This is a genomic window from Flavobacterium cucumis (assembly GCF_900148835.1).
Classification (GTDB): Bacteria; Bacteroidota; Bacteroidia; order Flavobacteriales; family Flavobacteriaceae; genus Flavobacterium; species Flavobacterium cucumis.
Genome location: NZ_FRYK01000006.1, coordinates 73,568 through 96,724 on the forward strand (window position 1 = coordinate 73,568; position 23,157 = coordinate 96,724).

Annotated in this window: 17 protein-coding genes; 4 read left to right on the forward strand and 13 right to left on the reverse strand. The window is 34.0% G+C overall.

Features of this window, described 5'->3' with window-relative positions; all coding sequences use genetic code 11:
* Positions 1-142: 142 nt before the first annotated feature.
* The 9 genes from BUE95_RS12570 to BUE95_RS12610 all read right to left on the reverse strand — a co-directional run bounded on the left by BUE95_RS12570 (position 143) and on the right by BUE95_RS12610 (position 12,387).
* Positions 143-1,681: a rhomboid family intramembrane serine protease gene (locus tag BUE95_RS12570; RefSeq protein WP_084530307.1), complete on the reverse strand. Its 1,539-nt coding sequence runs from the start codon at positions 1,679-1,681 to the stop codon at positions 143-145.
* Between the two features lie 13 nt (positions 1,682-1,694).
* A complete protein-coding gene (locus BUE95_RS12575; RefSeq protein WP_073585056.1) occupies positions 1,695-2,150 on the reverse strand; it encodes a hypothetical protein in 456 nt (151 codons plus the stop codon).
* 241 nt (positions 2,151-2,391) lie between these two features.
* Positions 2,392-3,123, reverse strand: a complete 732-nt coding sequence (locus tag BUE95_RS12580; RefSeq protein WP_073585058.1) for a hypothetical protein — start codon at positions 3,121-3,123, stop codon at positions 2,392-2,394.
* 224 nt (positions 3,124-3,347) lie between these two features.
* Positions 3,348-3,992 (reverse strand): hypothetical protein, encoded by a 645-nt coding sequence (locus BUE95_RS12585; protein ID WP_073585060.1) that lies wholly within the window; start codon positions 3,990-3,992, stop codon positions 3,348-3,350.
* Between the two features lie 2 nt (positions 3,993-3,994).
* Entirely contained in the window at positions 3,995-4,459 is a 465-nt protein-coding gene (locus BUE95_RS12590; protein WP_073585062.1) for a hypothetical protein, read from the reverse strand.
* Between the two features lie 95 nt (positions 4,460-4,554).
* A complete protein-coding gene (locus BUE95_RS12595) occupies positions 4,555-8,220 on the reverse strand; it encodes a DUF7149 domain-containing protein (protein ID WP_073585064.1) in 3,666 nt (1,221 codons plus the stop codon).
* Positions 8,221-8,912: 692 nt separating this feature from the next.
* Positions 8,913-9,803: a Ppx/GppA phosphatase family protein gene (locus BUE95_RS12600; RefSeq protein ID WP_073585066.1), complete on the reverse strand. Its 891-nt coding sequence runs from the start codon at positions 9,801-9,803 to the stop codon at positions 8,913-8,915.
* A 9-nt stretch (positions 9,804-9,812) separates the two neighbouring features.
* The gene (ppk1, locus tag BUE95_RS12605) at positions 9,813-11,903 is read right to left on the reverse strand and encodes a polyphosphate kinase 1 (protein ID WP_073585068.1); all 2,091 of its coding nucleotides are present in this window, start codon (positions 11,901-11,903) and stop codon (positions 9,813-9,815) included.
* Positions 11,884-12,387, reverse strand: coding sequence for a SixA phosphatase family protein (locus BUE95_RS12610; RefSeq protein ID WP_073585070.1), 504 nt, complete (start codon positions 12,385-12,387; stop codon positions 11,884-11,886). Before BUE95_RS12610 ends, ppk1 begins: the two co-directional genes overlap by 20 nt.
* 185 nt (positions 12,388-12,572) lie before the next feature.
* On the opposite strand from BUE95_RS12610, the gene BUE95_RS12615 reads away from it, so the two are divergent.
* Entirely contained in the window at positions 12,573-13,490 is a 918-nt protein-coding gene (locus BUE95_RS12615) for a PorP/SprF family type IX secretion system membrane protein (RefSeq protein ID WP_073585072.1), read from the forward strand.
* A gap of 10 nt (positions 13,491-13,500) precedes the next feature.
* The gene (locus tag BUE95_RS12620; protein ID WP_073585074.1) at positions 13,501-15,399 is read left to right on the forward strand and encodes an OmpA family protein; all 1,899 of its coding nucleotides are present in this window, start codon (positions 13,501-13,503) and stop codon (positions 15,397-15,399) included.
* A 3-nt stretch (positions 15,400-15,402) separates the two neighbouring features.
* Here BUE95_RS12620 and pdxH read toward each other — a convergent pair whose 3' ends face one another.
* Positions 15,403-16,047 carry a pyridoxamine 5'-phosphate oxidase gene (gene pdxH, locus BUE95_RS12625; RefSeq protein WP_073585076.1) on the reverse strand — a complete coding sequence of 215 codons (645 nt, stop codon included), beginning with the start codon at positions 16,045-16,047 and terminating at the stop codon, positions 15,403-15,405.
* Between the two features lie 67 nt (positions 16,048-16,114).
* Complete coding sequence (locus BUE95_RS12630; RefSeq protein ID WP_073585078.1) at positions 16,115-16,795, reverse strand: DUF4294 domain-containing protein; 681 nt, start codon at positions 16,793-16,795, stop codon at positions 16,115-16,117.
* Between the two features lie 108 nt (positions 16,796-16,903).
* Between BUE95_RS12630 and BUE95_RS12635 the strand changes: the two genes are divergently transcribed.
* Positions 16,904-17,992, forward strand: coding sequence for a M42 family metallopeptidase (locus BUE95_RS12635; RefSeq protein WP_073585080.1), 1,089 nt, complete (start codon positions 16,904-16,906; stop codon positions 17,990-17,992).
* 78 nt (positions 17,993-18,070) lie between these two features.
* Here BUE95_RS12635 and guaB read toward each other — a convergent pair whose 3' ends face one another.
* Complete coding sequence (gene guaB, locus BUE95_RS12640; RefSeq protein ID WP_073585082.1) at positions 18,071-19,543, reverse strand: IMP dehydrogenase; 1,473 nt, start codon at positions 19,541-19,543, stop codon at positions 18,071-18,073.
* A gap of 113 nt (positions 19,544-19,656) precedes the next feature.
* Between guaB and BUE95_RS12645 the strand changes: the two genes are divergently transcribed.
* Positions 19,657-22,158, forward strand: a complete 2,502-nt coding sequence (locus tag BUE95_RS12645; protein ID WP_073585084.1) for a cation-translocating P-type ATPase — start codon at positions 19,657-19,659, stop codon at positions 22,156-22,158.
* Here BUE95_RS12645 and BUE95_RS12650 read toward each other — a convergent pair.
* Entirely contained in the window at positions 22,155-23,018 is an 864-nt protein-coding gene (locus tag BUE95_RS12650; RefSeq protein ID WP_073585086.1) for a hydroxymethylglutaryl-CoA lyase, read from the reverse strand. The genes BUE95_RS12645 and BUE95_RS12650 overlap by 4 nt on opposite strands.
* Between the last annotated feature and the right edge of the window lie 139 nt (positions 23,019-23,157).

Consider the following 23,157-nt stretch of genomic DNA (forward strand, 5'->3'; position numbering starts at 1 on the left):
CCAAATAGAAACGTAAACTCAGCGAAACTAAATCTCCTACCCTAACTCGCTTTACGAAGTACAAGCTGTCATTCCGCCAAAATAGGAAACTCCTACAACGTAGGCTTTTGCTTTACGCAGTAAAGTTTAACAATCACCCAACCTATTTTTTCTTCTCCACAGGAAACAAAACACCATAACAAAAACCACTTACCAATCCCCCAATATGCGCTGCATTATCAATACCGCCACTTCCAATAAGCCCCATAACCAAATTAATTCCAACATAAGCTAACAAACTATACAAAAAGCCCGAATGCATTTTATAAGGAAACGATTGATAAATAATGGCCGCAATGAAATAACCATACAATCCAAAAATGGCCCCTGAAGCACCCACACTAATTGTAGCATCATACCAAATAAAACTAGCTAAACTAGCCGCTATACCAGTTACAATATAAAGCAACAACAAGCGCCACTTACCTAACAAAGATTCCAAAAAGAGACCCGCAAAAAATAGCGCCATCATATTCATAAGTAAATGAAGAAAACCACCGTGAAGAAAAATACTACTCAACAAACGCCAAATTTCACCCTGTAAAACCAAAGGTTTAAAATTAGCACCAAAATGCAACAAATCACTACCCTTAACATGCATAAAACCAAAGCCAAAGAAAAACAACAAAAGGAAAATCAATACATTTAGATGAATCAATATAGGAGTTGTAAAAAAGTCTTTTCGGGGAACTAATAAAATGAGAAAATCCTCCAAATCAGATTTTGTATTTAAAGTCCCTTTCTTATACTTTGTAATACGAGCTGGATTTAATTTAGCAAACAAAAAAATCAAAGAAATTACAAGGGTACCAATACCCCAACTATAAAATATCCACTCAAAAGTTGTCCCTAATCGCGATTCAAATGCTTCTTGGCGCCTTGCAAATACAATTACATCTTTTGAATCCGCATAAAAACCTCGAGCAATAGCAGCTTCATAACCTTCTAAATCGTCTGATTTACGGAACTTCTCTAAGTAGGTAAAATTGGAAAAATTAGTAGTTCTAAATTGACGCTCTGATTCTCGTAAAAATTCCTTTGCCAGTCTAGCTTTTTCATCGGGTGACAAACTATTTCTTATTTGTTTGGAATAATATTCCCCTATCCAATATTTACAGGCAAAACCATTCGTATCTTTAGCGGTATTAAACATAGGAATGGCAATATATAATTTAAAATTATAATACTGACCATACTTTCCAGAAACACTAGACGTTTTATACATTCCCAGATGAGTCGTATCTAAATAAAATATAGTAACATCATAATATTTCGATTCAGGTAACTTTGATATCTCTGTTATGCGATGCACTTTTGTAAGGGTTCCTGTTGCTTTATCAATATAATGTTGCGCAACTACTGTTGGAATACACAATGATAAGGCAATTAAAAACTGTATTCCAAAAGTGTCTTTCCCTGGAGCCAACTTTAGTATATGCAAACGGGGGCGAATAATAAAGTACACTATCAAAATAGAAATGAGCATCGGAAATATAAAATCGATATACATTTCTTTGATAGCCACCCATTTCGTATAAATACAAAAGAACCAATTCAAAAAAGTGTACCCCATTATAAAAAGCAGGGAAACCAATACATAAGGTAAAATAAGAATGGATAAGCGAACCGAAAAATACTTCATGAAAACTACTAAATTACTTCATCAACTTTTTCAATTTCTTAGTCGGTTTCATGTTGTTTTTCTCATTCTTACAATAAGCAACTAACAACTCCACTACTTTATTGTGAACTTCGTCTGCCGCTAATTCGGTGTCTTTATTTTCCAAAACCACTTTTGGCATGCTAGTCATATATAAGCCAAACAAATCATTGTTTCCATCGGTTAGCTCTACAGCCTTAGAATCAATATTAAAAGTATAATCCGTTCCTTCCATCCATTTTAAAATGTATTGCGTAGCAGACAAACGATTCAAATTATTTTTCTCATGAGGCGTTTGCAATAAGAAGTTAGCACACTCCAAAACTTTTGGCTCTGCTTTTACATAATCTTCCATCTTTTGTAAAGAACCCACATCTAAAGAAGTATAATCTTGAGCAAACAAATTCAAACTACTAAATACTAAAACCAAACATAAAATTACTTTTCTCATAAATATAAAATTAAAATTAATTATCACCTGTCATTCCGAGCCCGCTAAGAACCTCCTAACCTTAGGCACACGCTTTACGCAGTCAAAGCTGTCATTCCGCAGAATAGAAACGTAAGTTCAGCGAAGCTAAATCTCCTACAAAGTAGTCTGATGCTTCACGAAGTGAAGCCCTCCCTTATCCCTTCTCACTTTTAACTTCTCACTTTTAACTTTTTACTTTTCACTTTTTACTTTTCACTTCTCAATCCAAATAATACCAAGGAATCCCCAACAACCCCTCCTTATACTCCACTTCCACCTTATCATTAATCTGATACTGCTCATATTCCTCGGAAGAAACCGTGATACTCTCCGCGTCATAGTGGTGTCCCCAAGGTTTTACTTTAACATAGTACGTTCTTCTACCTTTACTACTTCTACTGATACGCTTATCAATCACCTCGGTATGATATTCCTTAGGTTCCGAATAATCAAACGTACAATTCACAGCCACAACAGCACTATAACTATAAATAAAAAAACTAAAAACTATAGAACCATAAATCCACCACTTGTCTTTATTCGAATCCGAAATTTGCTGATGCGTAACCAACAAAAACAAACAAATCCCCACAAAAGCAATCGTACCTGCAGTAATAACCGCTACAAAAGAATCCGTTTCATAATCTAACAAAGTACGAACTACAATAGCCCAAGCAGGTAAATCAATAAAATCCGCTACATCATACTCGTCTTTTGAATCACGATCAATTTCTACTAACGAAGTAATACTGGGCTTGTTTAAACCATTTAAAAACATTCCCACAAAAGGAAGTAACAACAACGATAGTAACAAATAGTCATAAGGTCTAGGATAAAACACAAACCACAAACATAGGCCAATAGAAATATATTCCAACCAATCGAGTTGGTGTAACTTATATACTATAATAGACTGATTTTTAGCTTTTTTATTCGTTTTGATAACTTTCATTTGTCTTTTTTTGTCATACTGTCCCGAAACTTCGGGATCATTTAACCTCGTTGTATCTTCGATTTCAGCAGCTCTCCTTTTGTCATGCTGAACTCATTTCAGCATCTCATTCCAGCATCTCCTCTCCTTTTGTCATGCTGAACTCGTTTCAGCATCTATTAACCATCTCATTACTAACTAAGCGAACGCGAAAGGATTCGCGCACGAGCGGGGGTTTAGTTTTACTATTGTAAGTATATGTTTTCTTTTTTATCAATTATTGCCGATATATTATATTCTTGATTACGAACATCGGTATATTTTCCAGTTATAAGAACGGTATAAATAGGAAAAGCAGCAATTGAAAAAACAGGAAGTGAAATAGAGTCTCCTTTTCGAAGAATTTCTGTTATTTTTAAAGTTGTCTTTTTTGATTCTTTGGCAGTAAGTTTTTTAATCTCAACAATATTTTTTGAGTTTTCAATTATAATTTCAATATCAAATGAAATCTGTTTTACTTCTGTATTTCCATAGTTTGCAATTGAAATACAATAGTAAACACCATCAAATAGACCAGGATCAGAAAGTTCTGGAAATGCTGTCTGCATAGAAATCTTCCAGTCATTACCAAAAGAATAATCTAAATAGTCTTTGTTTACATTAGGTTTAGTTAGTTCACCATCCTTAATGATTTTTGTATCAAATGATAAATGAGCTTTCAATTGCAAGTCTGTTTGTTTTCTAATTTCTCTAAATGTTTTTATTGTATAAAAAACATAAATTGCATTGATTATTGCAGCAATAGTGGTAATAATATTCATAAAATTTACTGAACACCAATCTACAATACCTATTGCCTCTAATTGAATTATTGTTTGAAGTAATGCCATGATTATCTCATATTAGTTAATAATGATGCTAATTGGTAGAGTTCTCCAATCCTTTCAATGTTTGTTTTGTAGAAATAATTATTTCCTGGTGAATAAGTAATAAGCAATTGCGCAAAGTATTCTTTTTTAACTATTTCTTGTTCGTTCTCCTTAGTTTTTGAAATAACAGGAATTGTTTGAATACCTACTTTTATAAGGTCTTTTATCCAAATTGAATTAATATCAATATTGTCTGTCCCTATTACTATGTCATAAAGTCTTTGCTCATCTACAATTAAACACTCAATAACAAGTCCTTGAAATTGTGGATTTGGATTTCTTGCAATTTGTATAAAGTGTCTTATAGGCTTTATATTCAAATTTGAACTTTCATTTAAAAAAGAATTGTAAGCCATAATTGTTGTCTCACTAGCTTTAATGGTTATGAGTCGTTTTGTTATGTCGTTAAAAATTTCTTGAATTGTCATTTGCTATTATGTTTGTTAATAAATTATATACTTAATATTTATTTTAAAATTACCACCAATTTGTTTGAAAAAGTTTATTTAAATAATTAAATTACCTAACTCCCCTCCACAATACTAATCTCCTCCTCACTCAACCCATACAATTCATAAACCATAAAATCTATCTCACGCTCTAAATCAGAAGTATCGGCTTCTGGGTTATCTTTTTTGAGCGAAAGAATTTGGTCGACTTTGTCTGTAAAAATTAACATCAATTTTTCATTTGGTTTTAAAAAGGGTAATGATTTAAGTTCATTAACCTTTATTTTTGGAAACAAATCATCTTCTTCTGAATAGAATTTCCTAAAATAAAAACCATATAATTTTGAATTAATCACTCCTAAACAAAATTCTAACGATATCTCATTATTTTCAGTCAAAGGAATAATTATATATAGAGATTGATCGGCAATTGAATTTGTTTTATCAATTGAAGCGATAAAAGATTTTCCAATTATTTGTCTAATTAATATTTTAGGTTGGAAATAATATTTTTTATCTTTAGGAGACATTAACCAATTACCCCATTTAATATATTTCTCTGTTTCTTTTGTAAAATATGGTATTATATCTTTTCCTTTTAATTCTAAATAATAATTATCATCAATTTTATTATCAGCATGATAAATTCTATTTTTTACATCATTCACCGTAAATGGTTTATTTTCTAAATTTTTACCATACCCAGCTTGGTATGGTTTACAACCATTTGTAATATCAAAAAAATCAGAGATTTTTGTTTTAGTACTAGAAATTTTTAATAATAATTCTTGTAATTTAAAATTTTCAGAGAAATTTATAACTCTATTTTCATTTTCTAACCATACTTCCGAATTAAATTCATACTTGTCATCAATTGACTGCCCAACATTTAGTAATTTATTAGAATGAGATTTATTTACAGTAACAATACAAGTTTCAACCTGAGCATCTTCAAATATTATTTTTTGATTAAAATTTATAATTTCCAATAAATTATAATCTTTAATTAAAGATTCTCTCAATGCCTTAGCGTATTTATTTGACAGCCAAGCATTTGGAATGATAAATGATAAAATTTGGTTTTTTCTTAGTATTCTATTTAATCCCAGTTCAATGAACATGTAATATACCTCAGAATGTCCAATAATTAAACTATATTTTTTTCTATAATAATCAATTTCGTTTTCAGATAATGATACACCATAGGGAGGATTCCCAATCACTACATCAAAGCCTACAAAATCGCCATCGTCGTTTAATACTTCAGGAAACTCAAAGCGCCATTCAAAAGCATTTTCATAAATTTTGTTGCTTTTCACTTCTTCAAAGTGCTTTTCAATTTTATCTATTTCTTTTTCTAATTTTTCTTTTTCAGCTTTACGTTTCTTCTCTAAATCCTTTTCACTTTTACCATAAGGCGTTTCAGGTTCAAATAAAAATGTTCCTGTAAAACGGTGATATAACTCACTCGATAATTTTTGAAGTTTTGTTCTTAATGGGTCATTCAAACGTATTTCTGAAGAAAAGTTTTGTTTAACTGATAAAATAAAATCTTCCATCGCTTTTTTCTCTTCTTTAGAAGAAGCATTATGATACGTTTTTACTGCATTTTTGTAGTCAGCAATTGTTTTATTTGATTTCTTCAACGCTTCTTTCAAGTCAGCATCCAATCCAAAACGAGCAATTAATGAGTTTCCGCATTTAATGTTAATATCGATGTTGGGTAAGGTTTCTAGCCCCCTAACCCCCGAAGGGGGAACTTCAACCTGGTAATAAGAATTTTTAAGTAATTCAATCCACAAACGCAAACGGCAAATTTTAACGGAGTTCGGGTTAATATCTACCCCAAACAAACAGTTTTCAATAATAGTTTGCTTTTCATGAAACAAGGTTTCTTGTACCCGTTGGCTTTCTTTACTTTTAGGGTTATAGGTAAACGGTAAACCATCTTCATCGGTTACAATTAACTCATCGTTTACAATATCTACTTGGTATTCTTTTAAGCGTTTGCCTTCGCGGTCTACCAACACTTTTAAATCGTGCTTAATGGCAATCATTTCATTCAGCGCCGAAACCAAAAAGTGTCCAGAACCCACCGCAGGGTCGCATATTTTTACGCTGTTAATAATGGCGTTAGCTTCTTTAGTGTCTTCAATTTTGTTGTATAAGGCATCAAAGTCTTCGCAGTTCCAACCTTTGGTTTCGTTAAATTTTTGCACCACCGCACGGCGTATGGTTTCTTTACACATGTACATCGTAATGAAACTTGGCGTGTAAAACGAACCATCTTTATAGCCATTAATCTTTTCAAAAATCAATCCCAATACCGAGGCATTGATTAAGGTTTTGTTGTCTTCTTGTATTTCCTCGCTGCCTTCACTCGCAAAATCGTAAGCGTCTAAAAAGTCAAAGAAATACTCAATAGCTTTATGCGTACCCGTTAGTTTTTTACCATTGGCATCTTTCAACACCGTACCGCTTACAATAGGCAGTTGGATATCATCCTCTAATCCCGAAATAAACAAGGTTTGATGTTCTAACTCGGTAGGCTCAAACAACGAACTATTTAAGTAAGGCACTTTGGCAAATAATGATTTTACGCGGTCGTTTCGTTCTTCTGGTTTCTTTGCTAAAACCATAAAGAACAACGCATTCAAATTATCGTAATCGTGCAACAAATCTTTGTGCAAAAACGCATAGCTTTTATCGCCCTTATGGTAACTAATCAATTGCGCTTCTAACAACTTTAAAAACAAAATACGATTTACCCAAGTAATACATAATTCCAAACCAACGGTAAACAAGCGTTCTTCATGCGTGTCGCCATATTGTTTTACATTCGGTAAACGTGATAATTTATCTAAACTATCCAATTGGTTAATCACGTTTTCTAATAAAGAACCGGCATTTCGCTGTCCTACTTTTGGGCGTTCAATTAACTTCTTCCCTCCTTCTTTAGTTTCGGTTAACCCAATTAAATGCAGTAATTCGTTATAAAAGTTTTTATCTAAGGAATTACTATCATTCGCAAACGACAATTTTAATAAATGCTCTGGCGAAAGTAATTTGTATAAGACAATTAATTTCGCATCATCGAGTTTGTCTTCGTTTCTTAAAATTTTGTCATACGAAGCCAAATCAAAATAGGTATATTCTAATTTGTCTAGTACAGTTTCAATGTAAGGTTTGGCAATTTCTTTATAGAAAAAGTCGGTATTCGTTCCAGATAATTTGCCTTCTTCAAAGTCTTGAAATTGTTTAACTAAGCTTTTGTTTTGAGCAAAAAGTTTATCAAACAATTGGGCATCAAAAATGTACCATTCGTTAACGTTGGTCGCCACTACATTTTTAACTTCAAGATTTTTATGAGTGATACGTTCACGTAAGAAATACAACACCATTTCTTGCAATGCCTTGCTATTGATATTCTTTTGCGAAAGCATTTCGGCTTTATTCGTTGGGCTTTTTGCTTCAATAATAACGCCTACATTACTCTTAGCCTCTTTGCCAATATGAATCACTAAATCGTTTCGCCCTTTCGTATTAATAAAATGATTCGGCGAATAATAAGTATTCTTCAAGAAATCCGAAATCAAATTCTTGTGAAACTCCTCCGATTCTTTATCCTTAATACTATCTAAAAGCAGAATTAAGTTTTGTTTAAATAACTCAATACCCGTTCTATTCGGTTTAATCTTTAAAAAGGCTTTGTTTAAGGCTTTGCGCGGTTCTAGTAACATATTCTATAAGGCTTATTGTATCTTTTCAAACATACCAAAAAAAAAGCACCTATACAACCCATAAAACTACCTGATTTTCATACCCGTTAGTTACACGGAGGTGCCATTGAGAGCTAAGGTAAATAAAGGGATTGAGATAAAAATGAGGGAAACCGTAATTGGGGTTGATTTTTTTGGTGATGAGTGATGGGTTATGGGTCAAGGGTGATGGGCTGTTGTTTTAAGCTACGCTTAAAAGTTAGCCTACTGTGTAGGAGATTCCTAATAGGCGGAATGACAAAAGTGGGGAGCCTACTGGTTAGGAGATTTAGCTCCGCTGAACTTACGTTTCTATTTTGGCGGAATGACAAAGAGAGCGCCTACTTCGTAGGAGATTTAGCTCCGCTGAACTTACGTTTCTATTTGGCGGAATGACAAAAAAAAGATGCTGAAACGAGTTCAGCATGATAAGGACTTAGTCATCACAACATCTTTTTTGGGTATATTCTAAGGCAATTTTAGGCTTTCTGCTGCAAATTGATTTTTGAAAGTTCCTCTATGAATTCTGGGAGTAGCTAATATAAAAACAGGGCTGTTTCAGATGCGCTACTCCCTAGCAATAGAAAAATAATCCAACGCTTTTATCGCTAAAGGAATTGTTTCTTCTATTGAGATTACGTCTCTATGCGTCTAAATGACGGAATGGAAAGGTATCAAATTCTTCCATAATACATTGCCTTCACGATACCATCGGATAATCCAATTTTTGGTACATAAATATGTCTTGCGCCACTCCATTTCATAGCATTCAGATAGATTCTTGTTGCAGGAATAATTACATCGGCACGGTCTGGATTTAAACCCATTTCGGCAATTCTTTGCTCGTAGGTCATGCTGTTCAATTTTTGGTATTGCGAACTTACATATACATACGAAAGTGGTTTGTCTTGTTGCTTTTCAGATAATTTAAACAGTTTATTGATATTCCCCCCAGAACCAATTAATGTGATATCTTCAAAAGGTACGGTATTGGTTTTGATCCATTTTTCAATTTCATGCCAAACGACCTCGTTTACCATGTTATTCAACAAACGAACGGTTCCGTTTTTAAACGATTTGGATGCGATAATTTTGCCTTCGTAAAACAAAGAAAATTCGGTACTTCCTCCCCCAACATCTACATACAAATACGCTTTATCGGTGCTGATGAATTGTTTTAAATCGGACGCAGCAATGATAGCGGCTTCTTTTTTACCATCAATAATATCAATTTTAATATCGGCTTTCTTTTTTATGATTTCGACTACTTCTCTCCCATTATAGGCCTCACGCATGGCCGATGTAGCACAAGCTTGATATTTTTCTACCTTATGTACTTTCATTAATAACTTGAAAGCTTTCATGGCGTCAATCATTCTATCGATATTCTCTTCGGTGATTTCGCCCACTGTGAAAGCATCTTGTCCTAAACGAATAGGAACACGAACTAAAGAACTCTTGTTAAATTGTGGTGGTTGTCCTTCTTGCTCTACAATATTCGTCACCAATAAGCGCATGGCGTTTGAACCAATATCAATAGCTGCATATTTTTTTATTGTAATCATCTCGTTTCTTTATTGCACATTTTCTGCAATGACATCTAATTTGTTTTGGTAATAGGTATACATTTCTTGTTGGGCTCTAAACGGTTTTTCATCCCCTCGCTTTCGATAACGGTTTAACAAATCGGCAGCATGAATTCGCGCTTTTACGTTGGCTTTCCAACCTATTTCGAAGGTATCAATAAGCTCTTGTCGTATTTCTGGATCATATATTGGACAAGTCACCTCTACTCTAGCATCTAAATTTCGGGTCATGAAATCGGCAGATGAAATAAAGACTTCGGGGTCACCCGCATTACCAAAAATATATATTCGAGAATGCTCTAAGTAGTTATCTACGATACTAATAGCTTCAATATTTTCACTCAATCCTTTAACCCCTGGAATCAAACAACAAATGCCTCTGATGATCAATTGAATTTTTACCCCTGCTTTGCTTGCCTCATACAGTTTATCGGTCATTTTAAAATCAGAGATACTGTTCATTTTTAATTTAATATAAGCTTCTTTACCTGAGAGCGCATTCAAAATTTCTCTTTCAATCAATTTATTAAAACGACTTCGGGTGTAATGAGGGGAAACAATTAGATGTTTGTAACGATGCACTCTATAATTCACATCAAAAAAGTCGAAAATTTTGGCGGCATCCTTTAAAATTTCGTTATTACTTGTAAAAAGGGTGACATCCGTATAAATTTTGGCCGAATTTTCATTGAAATTCCCTGTAGAAATAAAACCATATCGTTTTACCCTGCCTTCTTCAACTCTTTCAATCACACAAATTTTACTGTGTACTTTCAAGCCTTTTACTCCGAAAATAAGCTCAATACCTTCTGTTTGCATTTGTTCGGAATACGAAATATTACTTTCTTCATCAAAACGGGCTTGTAGTTCAATTTGTACTGTTACTTTTTTACCATTCTTAGCGGCATTTATTAAAGAACTAACGATTTGGGAATTCTTTGCTAATCGGTATAAAGTAATTTTAATAGAAGCTACTTTTGGATCTAAAGCAGCTTCTCGAAGAAATTTAATGATGTATGAAAAAGATTGATAGGGCGCATATAACAAATAGTCCTTCTTTTTAATACGTTCTAAAATACTACCTTCTAATGACAATCCCGGAATTGGTAATGGCATGTTACCTCTGTAGAGTAAATCGTAACGTCCTAGATTTGGAAAACTCATATAATCACGTCTGTTGTGATATCTTCCACCAGGAATTACGCTGTCAGAACTGTCAATTTTCATCCCTTTTAAGAAAAAATCGAGGGTATCTTTACCAATAGCTTGATCATAAACAAATCGAACTGGCTCTCCCACACGGCGCTCTTTTACAGAAGAGGATATTTTTTCAATCAAACTCTTACTCAAATCGCTATCAAATTCCAATTGGGCATCACGCGTGATTTTAATCATGTGTGCGGAGATACTTTTGTAATCAAATATGTTGAATATATTATTTAGATTATAACGTATAACATCGTCTAAAAGAATAATATATTGTTTTTCTTTAACCGAAGGAAGCACCACAAATCGATTGATTGTATTTGGAATTTCTACCACGGCATAACGGATTTCTTCCGAAGCAGCATCGGCAGTAGAATTCATAATCAATTTAACAGCTAAGTAACCCGAGGTATCTTTTAAAATAGGAAATTCATCCAAGTCATTTAACATGATTGTTACAACAGCGGGACTTACTTTCTGAATGAAAAAATCATGAATAAATTCTTCCTGCTCTTTGGTAATGTCATTTTCGCTTATGATAAAAATATTTTCCTTTTCTAACTTTTTTTCAATTTCATTGAGAATCCTTAAGCTCTCCGATTGTTGTTCAATGACAATCTCCGTTATTTCCTTTAATAATTGCTCGGCTGGAACCCCTAGAATTTTCTCTGTTTCGATTTGCTCGAAACTAAGACGTCTAATAGCGGCATAACGAACTCTAAAAAATTCATCTAAATTGTTTGAAAAAATTCCTAAAAACCGAAAGCGGTCTAAGAGGGGAACACTCTCATCATTAGCTTCTTGTAGTACACGGGCATTAAAAGTTAACCAACTTTTTTCTCTATCTATATAATTATTGTTTGAACTTATCATTTTTAAATTGGCTTGGAAATAATGTTTTTGTTGTTTTTCCTTTACTTAAATTTTTCCAGTCATCAGTATCAAATTCTAAGAAAACTATCCCAGTAGTAGGAACATTCTCAATGTAAAGGTCTCCAAATTTATTAACAAAATTTGTAATTGCTTCATTGTGTCCAAAAAGAATTAGATTATCATATAAATTTTCACATTTATTTATCATTTTTTCTAAGTTCTTGACCTCAAAAGTATACAAATCGTCTAAATATTGAATGGTTTCGGGAGGTATATTCAAATATTGTGAAAAAATGTAAGCGGTTTCTGTTGTTCTTTTGGATACACTACTCCAAACGATATAAGAATTAGGCAATTCGTTCATCAAGTGAAAAGCCATCAAATGAGCATCTTTAATTCCTTTGATTGACAATGATCTGTCGATATCTTTTATCGGAATATCCCAACTCGATTTTGAATGTCTTATTAAAATTAAGTTCTTCATAAAGCGTTTGTTTAGACCATTAAGTTAATCATTTATTTTTAAATAATGACAAAAACATTAAATTTAAGCAGAATATTTTAGTACATTAGATTTCATTTATGTATCAAATGCAGTGGTTTACAAGTAAAAATTGGTTTTTCTTTTCTAGTTAAAAACTCAAATTAAAAGTGTTACGATTACGAAGTATGATAAAAAAAAATACCTATCGCTATTTAATCTTAAATGTAATCTTGAATGTTTTTTGCTACGGTCAACAAGACTCTCAATATACACAATATCTGTACAATACATCGCAGATTAATCCTGCTTATGCTGGTTCTCGAGAAACAATTTCGGCTTTTTTACTGCATAGAAATCAATGGTTGGGTCTTGATGGTGCGCCAAAAACCAATAACTTTTCGTTAAGTTCGCCTTTGAGAAATTCCAACTTTGGATTAGGTTTATCCTTTACAAACGATCATATTGGACCAACCTCAGAAAATGAAATAGCTTTTGACGTATCCTATTTTATTCCTATAGCTGAAAATTATAAACTAGCGGTTGGCATTAAAACAACTGCAAATCTCTTTCATTTGGATGTGAATAAATTAACTATATACGATCCTACGGATCCTCAATTTCAAGCTATTTCAACTGAATTTTCCCCCAATATTGGAGCAGGACTCTATCTCTCTTCTGAAAAAAATTACATTGGCATCTCCATTCCAAACTTTTTTGAAACCTATAGATACAATGATAATACTATTACCATTGCTAAGGAGAAAATGCATTTTTACTTGATTGCTGGGCACGTTTTTCAAATGAATCAAAATTTACAATTCAAGCCCGCTATTTTAACTAAAGTAGTTGAAGGGGCACCACTACAAACGGACCTTACAGCAAACTTTTTATTTTTTGAAACCTTAACTCTAGGAGCAGCCTACAGGTGGAATTCGGCACTTAGTGGCCTCGTTGGTTTTCAAATTTCTGACTCATGGTTTATAGGTTATGGTTATGACAGAGAAACCACTCGTTTGCAACGATATAACTCAGGTTCTCACGAGTTATTTCTTCGCTTCGAGGTCCTAAAGAAAACAAAAATAACGGCACCTAGATTCTTTTAAAATTGAAATCATGAAAATTAAATTTACGCTTTTTATAAGTTTTACTTTGTTGTTTTTATACGGTCAACCCAATCGGTTGAAGGCTGCAGATAGAAAATATGAAGCCAATGCATTTATTGATGCGGCTAAAATTTATGAAAGTGTAGCAGAAAAAGGCTATAAATCGGTCGATTTGTATCAAAAAATAGGGAATGCTTATTATTTTAATGGCGATTTAAAAAATGCGGTAAAATGGTACCGTCATTTATTTTCTTTGCATCAAGAAGTTGAAGCTGTATATTACTTTAGATATGCCAATGCACTGAAATCTCAAGAGCAATATGATGAATCTAACCAATACATGGCTATGTTTTATGAAAAAAATATAGCAACTAAAGAAAATCTTGCGCTCTTAAATAAAGACTACTTATCGGATATTGAAGCCGTATCAGGATTACATCAAATTGAAAAAACCAATTTCAATTCGGAATTTTATGACTATGGGCCTTCCTTTTATGAAGACAAAATAGTGTTTACTTCTTCAAGAAGTGATGCAAATTCGCATGCTAAAATTCACCAATGGACAAACCAAAATTTCACCGACTTGTTTGTTGTTGCAAAAGACACGAACGGATTGCTAAATCAAGTTTCCAATTTTTCAAATGAAATCAATACAAAGTACAATGAATCTTCTCCCGTTTTTACAAAAGATGGAAAAACAATGTATTTTACCCGAAACAATTATAACAATGGTAAGGAGAGAAAAAGCAGTGATAAAGTAAGTATTTTAGAAAAAATTTATAGCGCACAATTAGTAGACGGAAAATGGACGAATTGTAAAGAACTCCCCTTTTGTAGTGATGATTATAGTACGGCACACCCCGCATTAAGTCCCGACGAAAAAACACTCTTTTTTGCTTCAAACAGACCGGGTAGTCTGGGAATGTCGGATTTATACAAAGTACAAATAGATGAAAAGGGAAATTTTGGTAATCCAGAGAATCTAGGAGCTGTTATAAATACACCGGGTAGAGAAACGTTTCCTTTTGTAGCTGAAAATAACACGCTATATTTTGCTTCTGATGGCCATCTCGGTTTAGGAGGACTTGATGTTTTTGAAACCCGAATGGTAGAAAACGCCTTTGGCATCCCAAAAAATATTGGCAAACCCATAAACAGCAGTAGTGACGACTTTGGTTATGTTCTAAAAAATGATGTAGGTTTTTTTACTTCTAACAGAGAAGGTGGTCTTGGATTTGATGACATTTACCGTTTTAAAATATGCTATAAACCCCTAATTGGAACTATCGTTGATTACAAAAACAAAAAGGCCATACCCAATGCAAAAATTACTTTGTTTGATGAGGACATGAACGTAGTAAACGAACTATTTTCATCCCCTTCAGGAGGATATGAATTAAAATTGAAATGTGGTTCAAAATATATCCTAAGAGTTTCAAAAGAAAATTATGAAACGGAAGAACAAATATTCATCGCCAATAACGCCCCTGAAAAAATACATTTAGAATTGAAACAAAATACTTATGAAATTAAAGAAGGAACGGACTTAGCTAAAGTATTTGATATTAGTCTAATCTATTTTGATTTAGACAAATGGAATATCCGAAGTGATGCTGCGGAAGATTTAGAAAAAATAATCGCAGTTTTAAAAGCATATCCAAATATGAAAATCGAAATTAAGTCGCATACAGATAGCAGGCAAACCCACCAATATAATGAAATTTTATCGGATAAAAGAGCTAAAGCAACACTAGAATTCATGGTAGAAAAAGGAATTGCTGGAGACCGCCTCCATGCCAAAGGATACGGAGAAAACCATTTGATAAACAACTGTTCCGATGGTATCATTTGCAGTGAAGAAGAACATCAGAAAAATCGTAGAAGTGAATTTATTGTTGTAAAGATGTAATCCTTAAGGAGACAAACGTTCTATCTTCCAATCAAAACCCTCTTGAAGTTGGTAACGAATTCTATCATGCAAACGATTGGGGCGTCCTTGCCAAAATTCTACAGAAACCGGTCTTACTAAAAAACCGCCCCAATTTTTCGGTCTTAAAATCTCTTTTCCTTCAAATTCTTTTTCCAATTGTTTCAAATTATTTTCTAAAAATTCGCGATTTGGAATGACTTCACTTTGCGGGGATACAATTGCCCCTAACTTACTCCCATCGGGTCGGGAAGCAAAATAATTGTCGGAAAGGGTGGCTTCTAATTTCTCAGCAACACCTTTAATAATAATTTGGCGCTCAACTGTAGGCCAAAAAAAAGACAAACAAACATTGGGATTATTCAATATGGATTGTCCTTTTTCAGAATTATAATTGGTATAAAAAACAAAACCTTCTTCATTAAACTTTTTAAGTAAAACAACTCTCGATTTTGGGAATCCATCGGTTCCAATAGTTGAAACTGTCATCGCATTTACTTCATCCGCTGCGTTGAATTCCTCCGCTTCATAAAACCATTTGTGAAAAAGATTGATAGGGTCTTCTGGAATTTGATTTTCTAACAATTCGCTTTTTTCGTATGATTTTCGGTAGTTACTTAAATCTTTCATATTCGTTTAACTTTGGAATACAAATATACAAAGTGAATGCCTTAAACTGGTAAAACAAATTCTAAATTTAATTGGCGTTTTTAATGGAAGATGATTTCATTTTGGATATCCAATACGAACTTAGTTCGTCAAAATTAATTGGCTTAGAAGGCTCTTGACGCATTAATTGATTTTGATTAAAAGCCGCATTTAAAATGGTTTCAATTTGAAAATCTTCATTTACTTCAAAGGGTTGATATTCCGTTTTTAAATCGATGCTGAAAAGCCTCGCCGTTGAGTTGGCCCAAAAAGCTTTCCAACCGCTTTTGTAATCTTTAATTAAGTCATAAGTAGACTGACCTGTTTGCCTATAAATTAGTTTAACTAAAATCTGACCATCTTTACGAGATAATTTTTTTAGTTTGGGTTCAAATTCGTCTTCTAAATATTTTTCTACAATTTTAAAATACTTCTTTTTCTCTTTATTCGTCTTCAACTTAGCCATAGTAGCATTTAGTTGGGTAAGTTTATCCGCAGTCAACTTTGCATAAGGATACACTCTAAAAATTCTTCGTTTTAAGATTAATTTTGCTTTTTTATCTTCATCTGAATTATAAACATTCCCGGGGGTAAACACTATTTCACGTAACTCAATCGAATATACAATAGAAGAATCTTGAGTAGTCATTTGTAAGGTATCTTTCTTACTTTGACCAAATACAGAAAAAGTCAATAAAAAGAATACACTAAAGAGGAAATTATTTGGCATGTTTAAAATTGGTTATTTTGTAATGATTGCTAACAAAAAGTAAATCAAAAGTATTAATTTTATGTTTAATTCTTGCAACAATTCATTATTTTAGCTAAAATTTTTAAAATGAAAGTAAAATCGATACTGAATAAGTCGTCTATGACTTTTTTAGAAAATTATTTAAACAACGCTTCCCCTACAGGATACGAATCAGAAGGTCAAAAAATTTGGATGAATTATTTAAAACCTTATGTAGACACCTTTATTACAGATACTTATGGTAGTGCGGTAGGCGTTATCAATCCGGAGGCACCCTACAAAGTTGTAATTGAAGGACATGCCGATGAAATTTCGTGGTATGTAAATTACATAACCGATGATGGTTTGATCTATGTAATTCGAAATGGAGGAAGCGACCACATGATTGCTCCTTCAAAAAGAGTTAATATCCATACCAAAAAAGGAATCGTCAGAGGTGTTTTTGGTTGGCCAGCCATTCACACAAGAGGACGAGGTAAAGAAGAAGGGGCACGAATTGACAATATTTTCATCGATTGTGGCTGTACGACCAAAGCAGAAGTGGAAGCATTAGGGGTACATGTAGGTTGTGTTATTACCTATCCCGATAATTTTGAAATTCTAAACAAGGACAAATTCGTGTGTAGAGCCATCGATAATCGTATGGGAGGATTTATGATTGCAGAAGTTGCTCGATTATTAAAAGAAAACAAAAAGAAGCTTCCTTTTGGACTATATATTGTAAATTCTGTTCAAGAAGAAATTGGCCTTCGTGGTGCCGAAATGATTACACAAAGAATCAAACCTAACGTAGCCATTGTTACTGATGTTTGTCACGACACCTCTACCCCAATGATTGATAAAAAAATTGAAGGAGATCTTAAAATGGGCAAAGGGCCTGTAATTGCCTATGCCCCAGCGACTCAAAATATTCTTCGTGAAATGATTGTGGATACAGCAATTGAACATAAAATTCCGTTTCAACGTCACGCTTCATCAAGAGTTACCGGAACTGACACCGATGCTTTTGCATATAGTAATGGTGGTGTTGCCTCTGCCTTGATTTCGTTACCACTTCGTTACATGCATACCACAGTTGAAATGGTACATAAAGAAGATGTAGAAAATGTAATAAAATTGATTTACGAAAGTTTATTAAAAATCGAAAACAACGAAACGTTTTCTTATTTCAAATAGATAAAAAAACCTGATAGCTTACAACTATCAGGTTTCTATTTCTAGTAAACACTACTCACTAAGCACTGACCACTTACATTATCTCGAATAATTCGGAGCTTCTTTTGTAATGGTTACATTATGTGGGTGACTTTCGCCAATACCACTAGCTGTAATTCTAATGAAACGCCCTGTTTCTTGTAAGGTTGGAATATCTTTTGCACCACAATAGCCCATTCCGGCTCTTAAACCTCCGATGAATTGTTGCATACTTTCATTTAATTCTCCTTTATAAGGCACACGACCTACAATTCCTTCTGGAACTAATTTCTTCACATCGTCTTCTACATCTTGGAAATAACGGTCTTTTGAACCTTCTTGCATTGCCTCAACAGAACCCATTCCACGATACGATTTGAATTTTCTTCCTTCAAAAATAATGGTTTCTCCTGGTGATTCTTTTGTACCTGCTAAAAGAGAACCTAACATCACACAATCAGCACCCGCAGCAATAGCTTTAGGGATATCACCTGTGTAACGAATTCCACCATCAGCAATAACAGGAACTCCTGAACCTTTTAACGCTGCAGCCACTTCTAAAACAGCTGAAAATTGAGGAAATCCTACACCTGCTACAACTCGTGTTGTACAAATAGAACCAGGACCAATTCCAACTTTCACCGCATCAGCTCCGTTTTGAGCTAAATATAATGCTGCTTCTGGAGTAGCAATGTTACCCACTACCACATCTAAATCAGGGAATTTTGCTTTTACTGCTTTTAACACATCTACTACGCCTTTTGTATGACCGTGTGCGGTATCAATAATTACAGCGTCAACTCCAGCAGTTACTAAAGCAGTTGCTCTATCTACTGCATCAGCCGTAACACCTAAAGCCGCAGCTACACGTAAACGACCAAATTTATCTTTATTAGCAATTGGTTTTTGGGTAAGTTTGGTAATATCTCTAAAGGTAATTAAACCTACTAATTTATTATGGTTGTCAACTACTGGTAATTTTTCAATTTTGTTTTCTTGCAAAATTCCCTCTGCTTCTTGTAAGGTTGTCCCTTGAGCAGCAGTTACTAATTTTTCTGAAGTCATTACTTCTAAAATCGAACGCGTATTTACTTTTTCGAAACGTAAATCTCTATTCGTTACGATTCCTTTTAAAATTCCGTTTTCATCTACTACTGGAATTCCACCAATACTAAATTCTTTCATTGCCATTTTGGCATCACCCACAGTAGCTGTTAAAGGCAACGTAACCGGATCGATAATCATGCCACTTTCCGCACGTTTTACTTTCTTTACTTTAGCCGCTTGTTGTTCAATCGTCATATTTTTGTGGAGAACACCAATACCTCCCTCTTGCGCCATCGCGATTGCCATAGAGCTTTCAGTTACGGTATCCATTGCAGCGGAAACGATAGGAACATTCAACGTAATATTTCTCGAAAACTTCGATTGAATACTAACTTCGCGTGGTAAAATTTCGGAATAATTTGGAATAAGCAAAACATCGTCGTAAGTAAGACCTTCGCCAACGATTTTAGTTGTGTGTGCTTTCATGTTGCAATTTGTAGTTGTTGTTAAATTGCGTGCAAATATAGTAAAACTTAGGCTAATAATCTATTTCTTTTAAGAATAAATTATGTAACTTGCATATTAATTTTTCATCTTCAATGAGCGATTCTAAAAAAAATATTACAGGCCTATCCGATTTAGAAGTTTTAGAATCCGCAAAAAAACACGGAACCAACTCCGTCGAACATCAGAAAAAAAACCATTTTCTGAACTCCATTTTAGATATTGTAAAAGAACCCATGTTTCTTTTATTATTGACCGCTACCAGTATTTATTTCATAACAGGAGATTACGGCGATGGTATTTTCATGGCTTTTGCAATTATTTTTGTTATGGCAATTTCGGTTTTTCAAGAATCTAGAAGTCGTAATGCCATTGAAGCTTTAAAAAAACTAACCCAACCAAAATGTAAAGTCATTCGAAACAGTCAATTAATCGAAATTCCAACCGAAGAAATTGTGATAGGTGATTATATTCAACTAGAAGAAGGTGCTTTTATTCCTGCCGATGGAATAATTCTCTCTTCCAACGATTTTTCGGTCAACGAATCAATCTTGACAGGTGAATCCTTATCGGTTTTCAAATCGAATGCATCTGAAGACAAGCAGGTTTTTCAGGGTACGATTGTAGCGTCAGGACTTGCAATTTGTGAAGTAACCGCTATTGGAAGTAAAACCCAATTGGGAAAAATTGGTTCTAGTTTGAATGCAATTGAAGAAGAGAAAACGCCTCTGCAAATTCAAATCGGAAATTTTGTTACCAAAATGTCTGTAATCGGTTTGGTTATTTTTGCTATTGTTTGGGCAATTAATTATTACAATTCCAGAATCGTTTTAGATAGTTTGCTGAAAGCATTAACCTTGGCAATGAGTGTTATTCCAGAGGAAATTCCGGTTGCGTTTACTACATTTATGGCTCTAGGCGCTTGGCGTTTGATGAAAATGGGCATCATTACCAAACAAACAAAAACAGTGGAAACCCTAGGAAGTGCCACCGTAATTTGCACCGACAAAACGGGAACCATTACCGAAAACCGAATGAGTTTAGCCGAATTGTATCTTTTTAAATCCAATTCGATAGTGGCAACTTCTCAAAAACTAAATCCGGAAGCAGAGGAAGTCTTAAAATATGCCATGTGGTCGAGCGAACCCATTCCGTTTGATGTGATGGAAATTGCGATTCATGAAGCCTATTCGAATTTTGAAAGTGAGGACGAGCGACCTTATTTCAAATTGGTTCACGAATATCCTTTAGGTGGAAAACCACCGATGATGACCCACGTTTTTGAAAACGAATCGGGTAAAAAAATTATTGCGGCTAAAGGTGCGCCTGAAGCTTTAATCGCAGTGAGTTATTTAACTGAACCGGAAAAAAATCAGATTTTAGAGGCGATGAAAACCATGACTAAAAAAGGATTCCGCGTTTTAGGAGTAGGTGTTTCTGACTTTGAAGGAACGAATTATCCAGCAACCCAACAAGCATTAAAATTCAACTTCAAAGGATTAGTGGCATTTTACGATCCGCCAAAGCACAACATTCAAACCGTTTTTGAAACATTTTACAAAGCAGGAATTCAAGTAAAAATCGTTACAGGCGATAATGCAGAAACGACTTCTACCATCGCAAAACAAGTTGGGTTTAAAAATGCGGATAAAGTATTGAATGGTGACGAATTGATGGCAATGGACGAAACCACTTTACAAGAAAAAGTAATGGAAACGGCTATTTTCACGAGAATGTTTCCAGAAGCCAAACTTAGAATTATTCAAGCACTCAAAACAAACAACCAAATTGTAGCAATGACGGGTGATGGTGTAAACGACGGACCCGCATTGAAGTCAGCACACATTGGCATTGCAATGGGTAAAAAGGGAACCGAAATTGCGAAACAAGCTGCGAATTTAATTCTGGTAGACGACAATTTCGAACGCATGACTGATGCGATTGCTATGGGAAGAAAAATCTATCTCAACCTAAAAAAAGCCATTCAGTACATTATTTCCATCCATATTCCGATTATTTTAATTGTGTTCATTCCATTAGCTTTGGGTTGGGTGTATCCCAATATTTTTACTCCGGTTCACATTATTTTCTTAGAGATTATTATGGGCCCAACTTGCTCTATCATTTACGAAAATGAACCTATGGAAGACAATTTGATGTTACAAAAACCAAGACCGCTAACGACAACTTTCTTTAACATAAAAGAAGTATTGATTAGTATCATTCAAGGATTAGTCATTACGTTCGGATTGGTCTTTATTTATCAATATGCGGTTGGAGAAAACATGTCTGAAAACGGCACCAGAACCTTGATTTTCTTAACCTTAATTACTTCCAACATCGTATTGACATTAGCCAATCGTTCGTTCTATTATTCGATTTTCAAAACGATTCGGTACAAAAATAATTTGGTAGGATTGATTATTGGAATCACCATTTTGTTAACCGTATTGTTATTGTTTGTTCCAGCCTTTTCTAACTTCTTCTTGTTTGAAATGGTTACTGTTTCCCAAATAGGATTATGTATTTTAGTAGGAAGTATTTCGGTACTTTGGGTAGAAATTTATAAAGCTTTTAAACGAAGAAAATCGAATTAATGAAATTCACCAAACAGTTTTGTTGCTTCGTTATAAGCACTTTCAAAGCTCATGGGACTCGTATTCGTATTTTCTCTTTTTGTTGTGAAATACGACAGTAATTTTTCCGTAGGCATGTTTCCTGTCAAATCGTCTTTTGCCATGGGACAACCACCAAAACCTTGAATCGCGCCATCATAACGACGACAACCTGCGTTGTAAGCGGCATCAATCTTTTCAAACCATCTGTCTGGTGTCGTGTGCAAATGCGCACCAAATTCGATGTTTGGATATTTCGGAATCAAATTAGAGAACAAGTAATCGATTACTTCTGGAGTCGAACTTCCCACGGTATCGGAAAGTGATAGGATTTTCACCCCCATATTCGCTAATTTTTCGGTCCATTCCCCCACAATTTCAACATTCCATGGATCGCCATACGGATTTCCAAAGCCCATTGAAATGTATGTCACAACTTCTTTGTTTGATTTATCTGCGATTTCTAAAATCTCTCGTAAAGTAACCAAACTTTCGGCAATTGTTTTGTGTGTATTTCGCATTTGAAAGTTCTCCGAAATCGAAAAAGGGAAACCTAAATATTGAATTTCTTTATGAATCGAAGCATTTTGAGCCCCTTGTGTATTAGCGATAATGGCCAACAATTTACTGTTTGTTGCAGACAAATCCAACTGTGCTAAGACTTCAACGGTGTCTTGCATTTGCGGAATCGCTTTGGGTGAAACAAAACTTCCAAAATCAATAGTATCAAAGCCTACTCGCAATAACGATTGGATATATTTAACTTTTCTCTCGGTTGGAATAAACGGTTTGATACCTTGCATGGCATCGCGCGGACATTCGATAATTTTGATTTCGTTCATAGCTTCAAAGATAATAAAGTATTCTATTTTACGAAATCGTTTTTTTATATTCTTTAAAATACACTATTACACTTTTCGGTAATAATTCAAAATATTACGTATTTTGGTAATAATTTATAATATTACGTATTTTGGTAAT

Bases quoted from the DNA above. Each gene is read 5' to 3' on its own strand.
- BUE95_RS12645 (WP_073585084.1), top strand. From the start codon at position 19,657: ATGAGCGATTCTAAAAAAAATATTACAGGCCTATCCGATTTAGAAGTT.
- BUE95_RS12580 (WP_073585058.1), bottom strand. From the start codon at position 3,123: ATGAAAGTTATCAAAACGAATAAAAAAGCTAAAAATCAGTCTATTATA.
- BUE95_RS12575 (WP_073585056.1), bottom strand. From the start codon at position 2,150: ATGAGAAAAGTAATTTTATGTTTGGTTTTAGTATTTAGTAGTTTGAAT.
- BUE95_RS12595 (WP_073585064.1), bottom strand. From the start codon at position 8,220: ATGTTACTAGAACCGCGCAAAGCCTTAAACAAAGCCTTTTTAAAGATT.
- BUE95_RS12635 (WP_073585080.1), top strand. From the start codon at position 16,904: ATGAAAGTAAAATCGATACTGAATAAGTCGTCTATGACTTTTTTAGAA.
- BUE95_RS12585 (WP_073585060.1), bottom strand. From the start codon at position 3,992: ATGGCATTACTTCAAACAATAATTCAATTAGAGGCAATAGGTATTGTA.
- guaB (WP_073585082.1), bottom strand. From the start codon at position 19,543: ATGAAAGCACACACAACTAAAATCGTTGGCGAAGGTCTTACTTACGAC.
- BUE95_RS12610 (WP_073585070.1), bottom strand. From the start codon at position 12,387: ATGAAGAACTTAATTTTAATAAGACATTCAAAATCGAGTTGGGATATT.
- BUE95_RS12620 (WP_073585074.1), top strand. From the start codon at position 13,501: ATGAAAATTAAATTTACGCTTTTTATAAGTTTTACTTTGTTGTTTTTA.
- pdxH (WP_073585076.1), bottom strand. From the start codon at position 16,047: ATGAAAGATTTAAGTAACTACCGAAAATCATACGAAAAAAGCGAATTG.
- BUE95_RS12570 (WP_084530307.1), bottom strand. From the start codon at position 1,681: ATGAAGTATTTTTCGGTTCGCTTATCCATTCTTATTTTACCTTATGTA.
- BUE95_RS12630 (WP_073585078.1), bottom strand. From the start codon at position 16,795: ATGCCAAATAATTTCCTCTTTAGTGTATTCTTTTTATTGACTTTTTCT.
- BUE95_RS12590 (WP_073585062.1), bottom strand. From the start codon at position 4,459: ATGACAATTCAAGAAATTTTTAACGACATAACAAAACGACTCATAACC.
- BUE95_RS12600 (WP_073585066.1), bottom strand. From the start codon at position 9,803: ATGATTACAATAAAAAAATATGCAGCTATTGATATTGGTTCAAACGCC.
- ppk1 (WP_073585068.1), bottom strand. From the start codon at position 11,903: ATGATAAGTTCAAACAATAATTATATAGATAGAGAAAAAAGTTGGTTA.
- BUE95_RS12650 (WP_073585086.1), bottom strand. From the start codon at position 23,018: ATGAACGAAATCAAAATTATCGAATGTCCGCGCGATGCCATGCAAGGT.
- BUE95_RS12615 (WP_073585072.1), top strand. From the start codon at position 12,573: ATGATAAAAAAAAATACCTATCGCTATTTAATCTTAAATGTAATCTTG.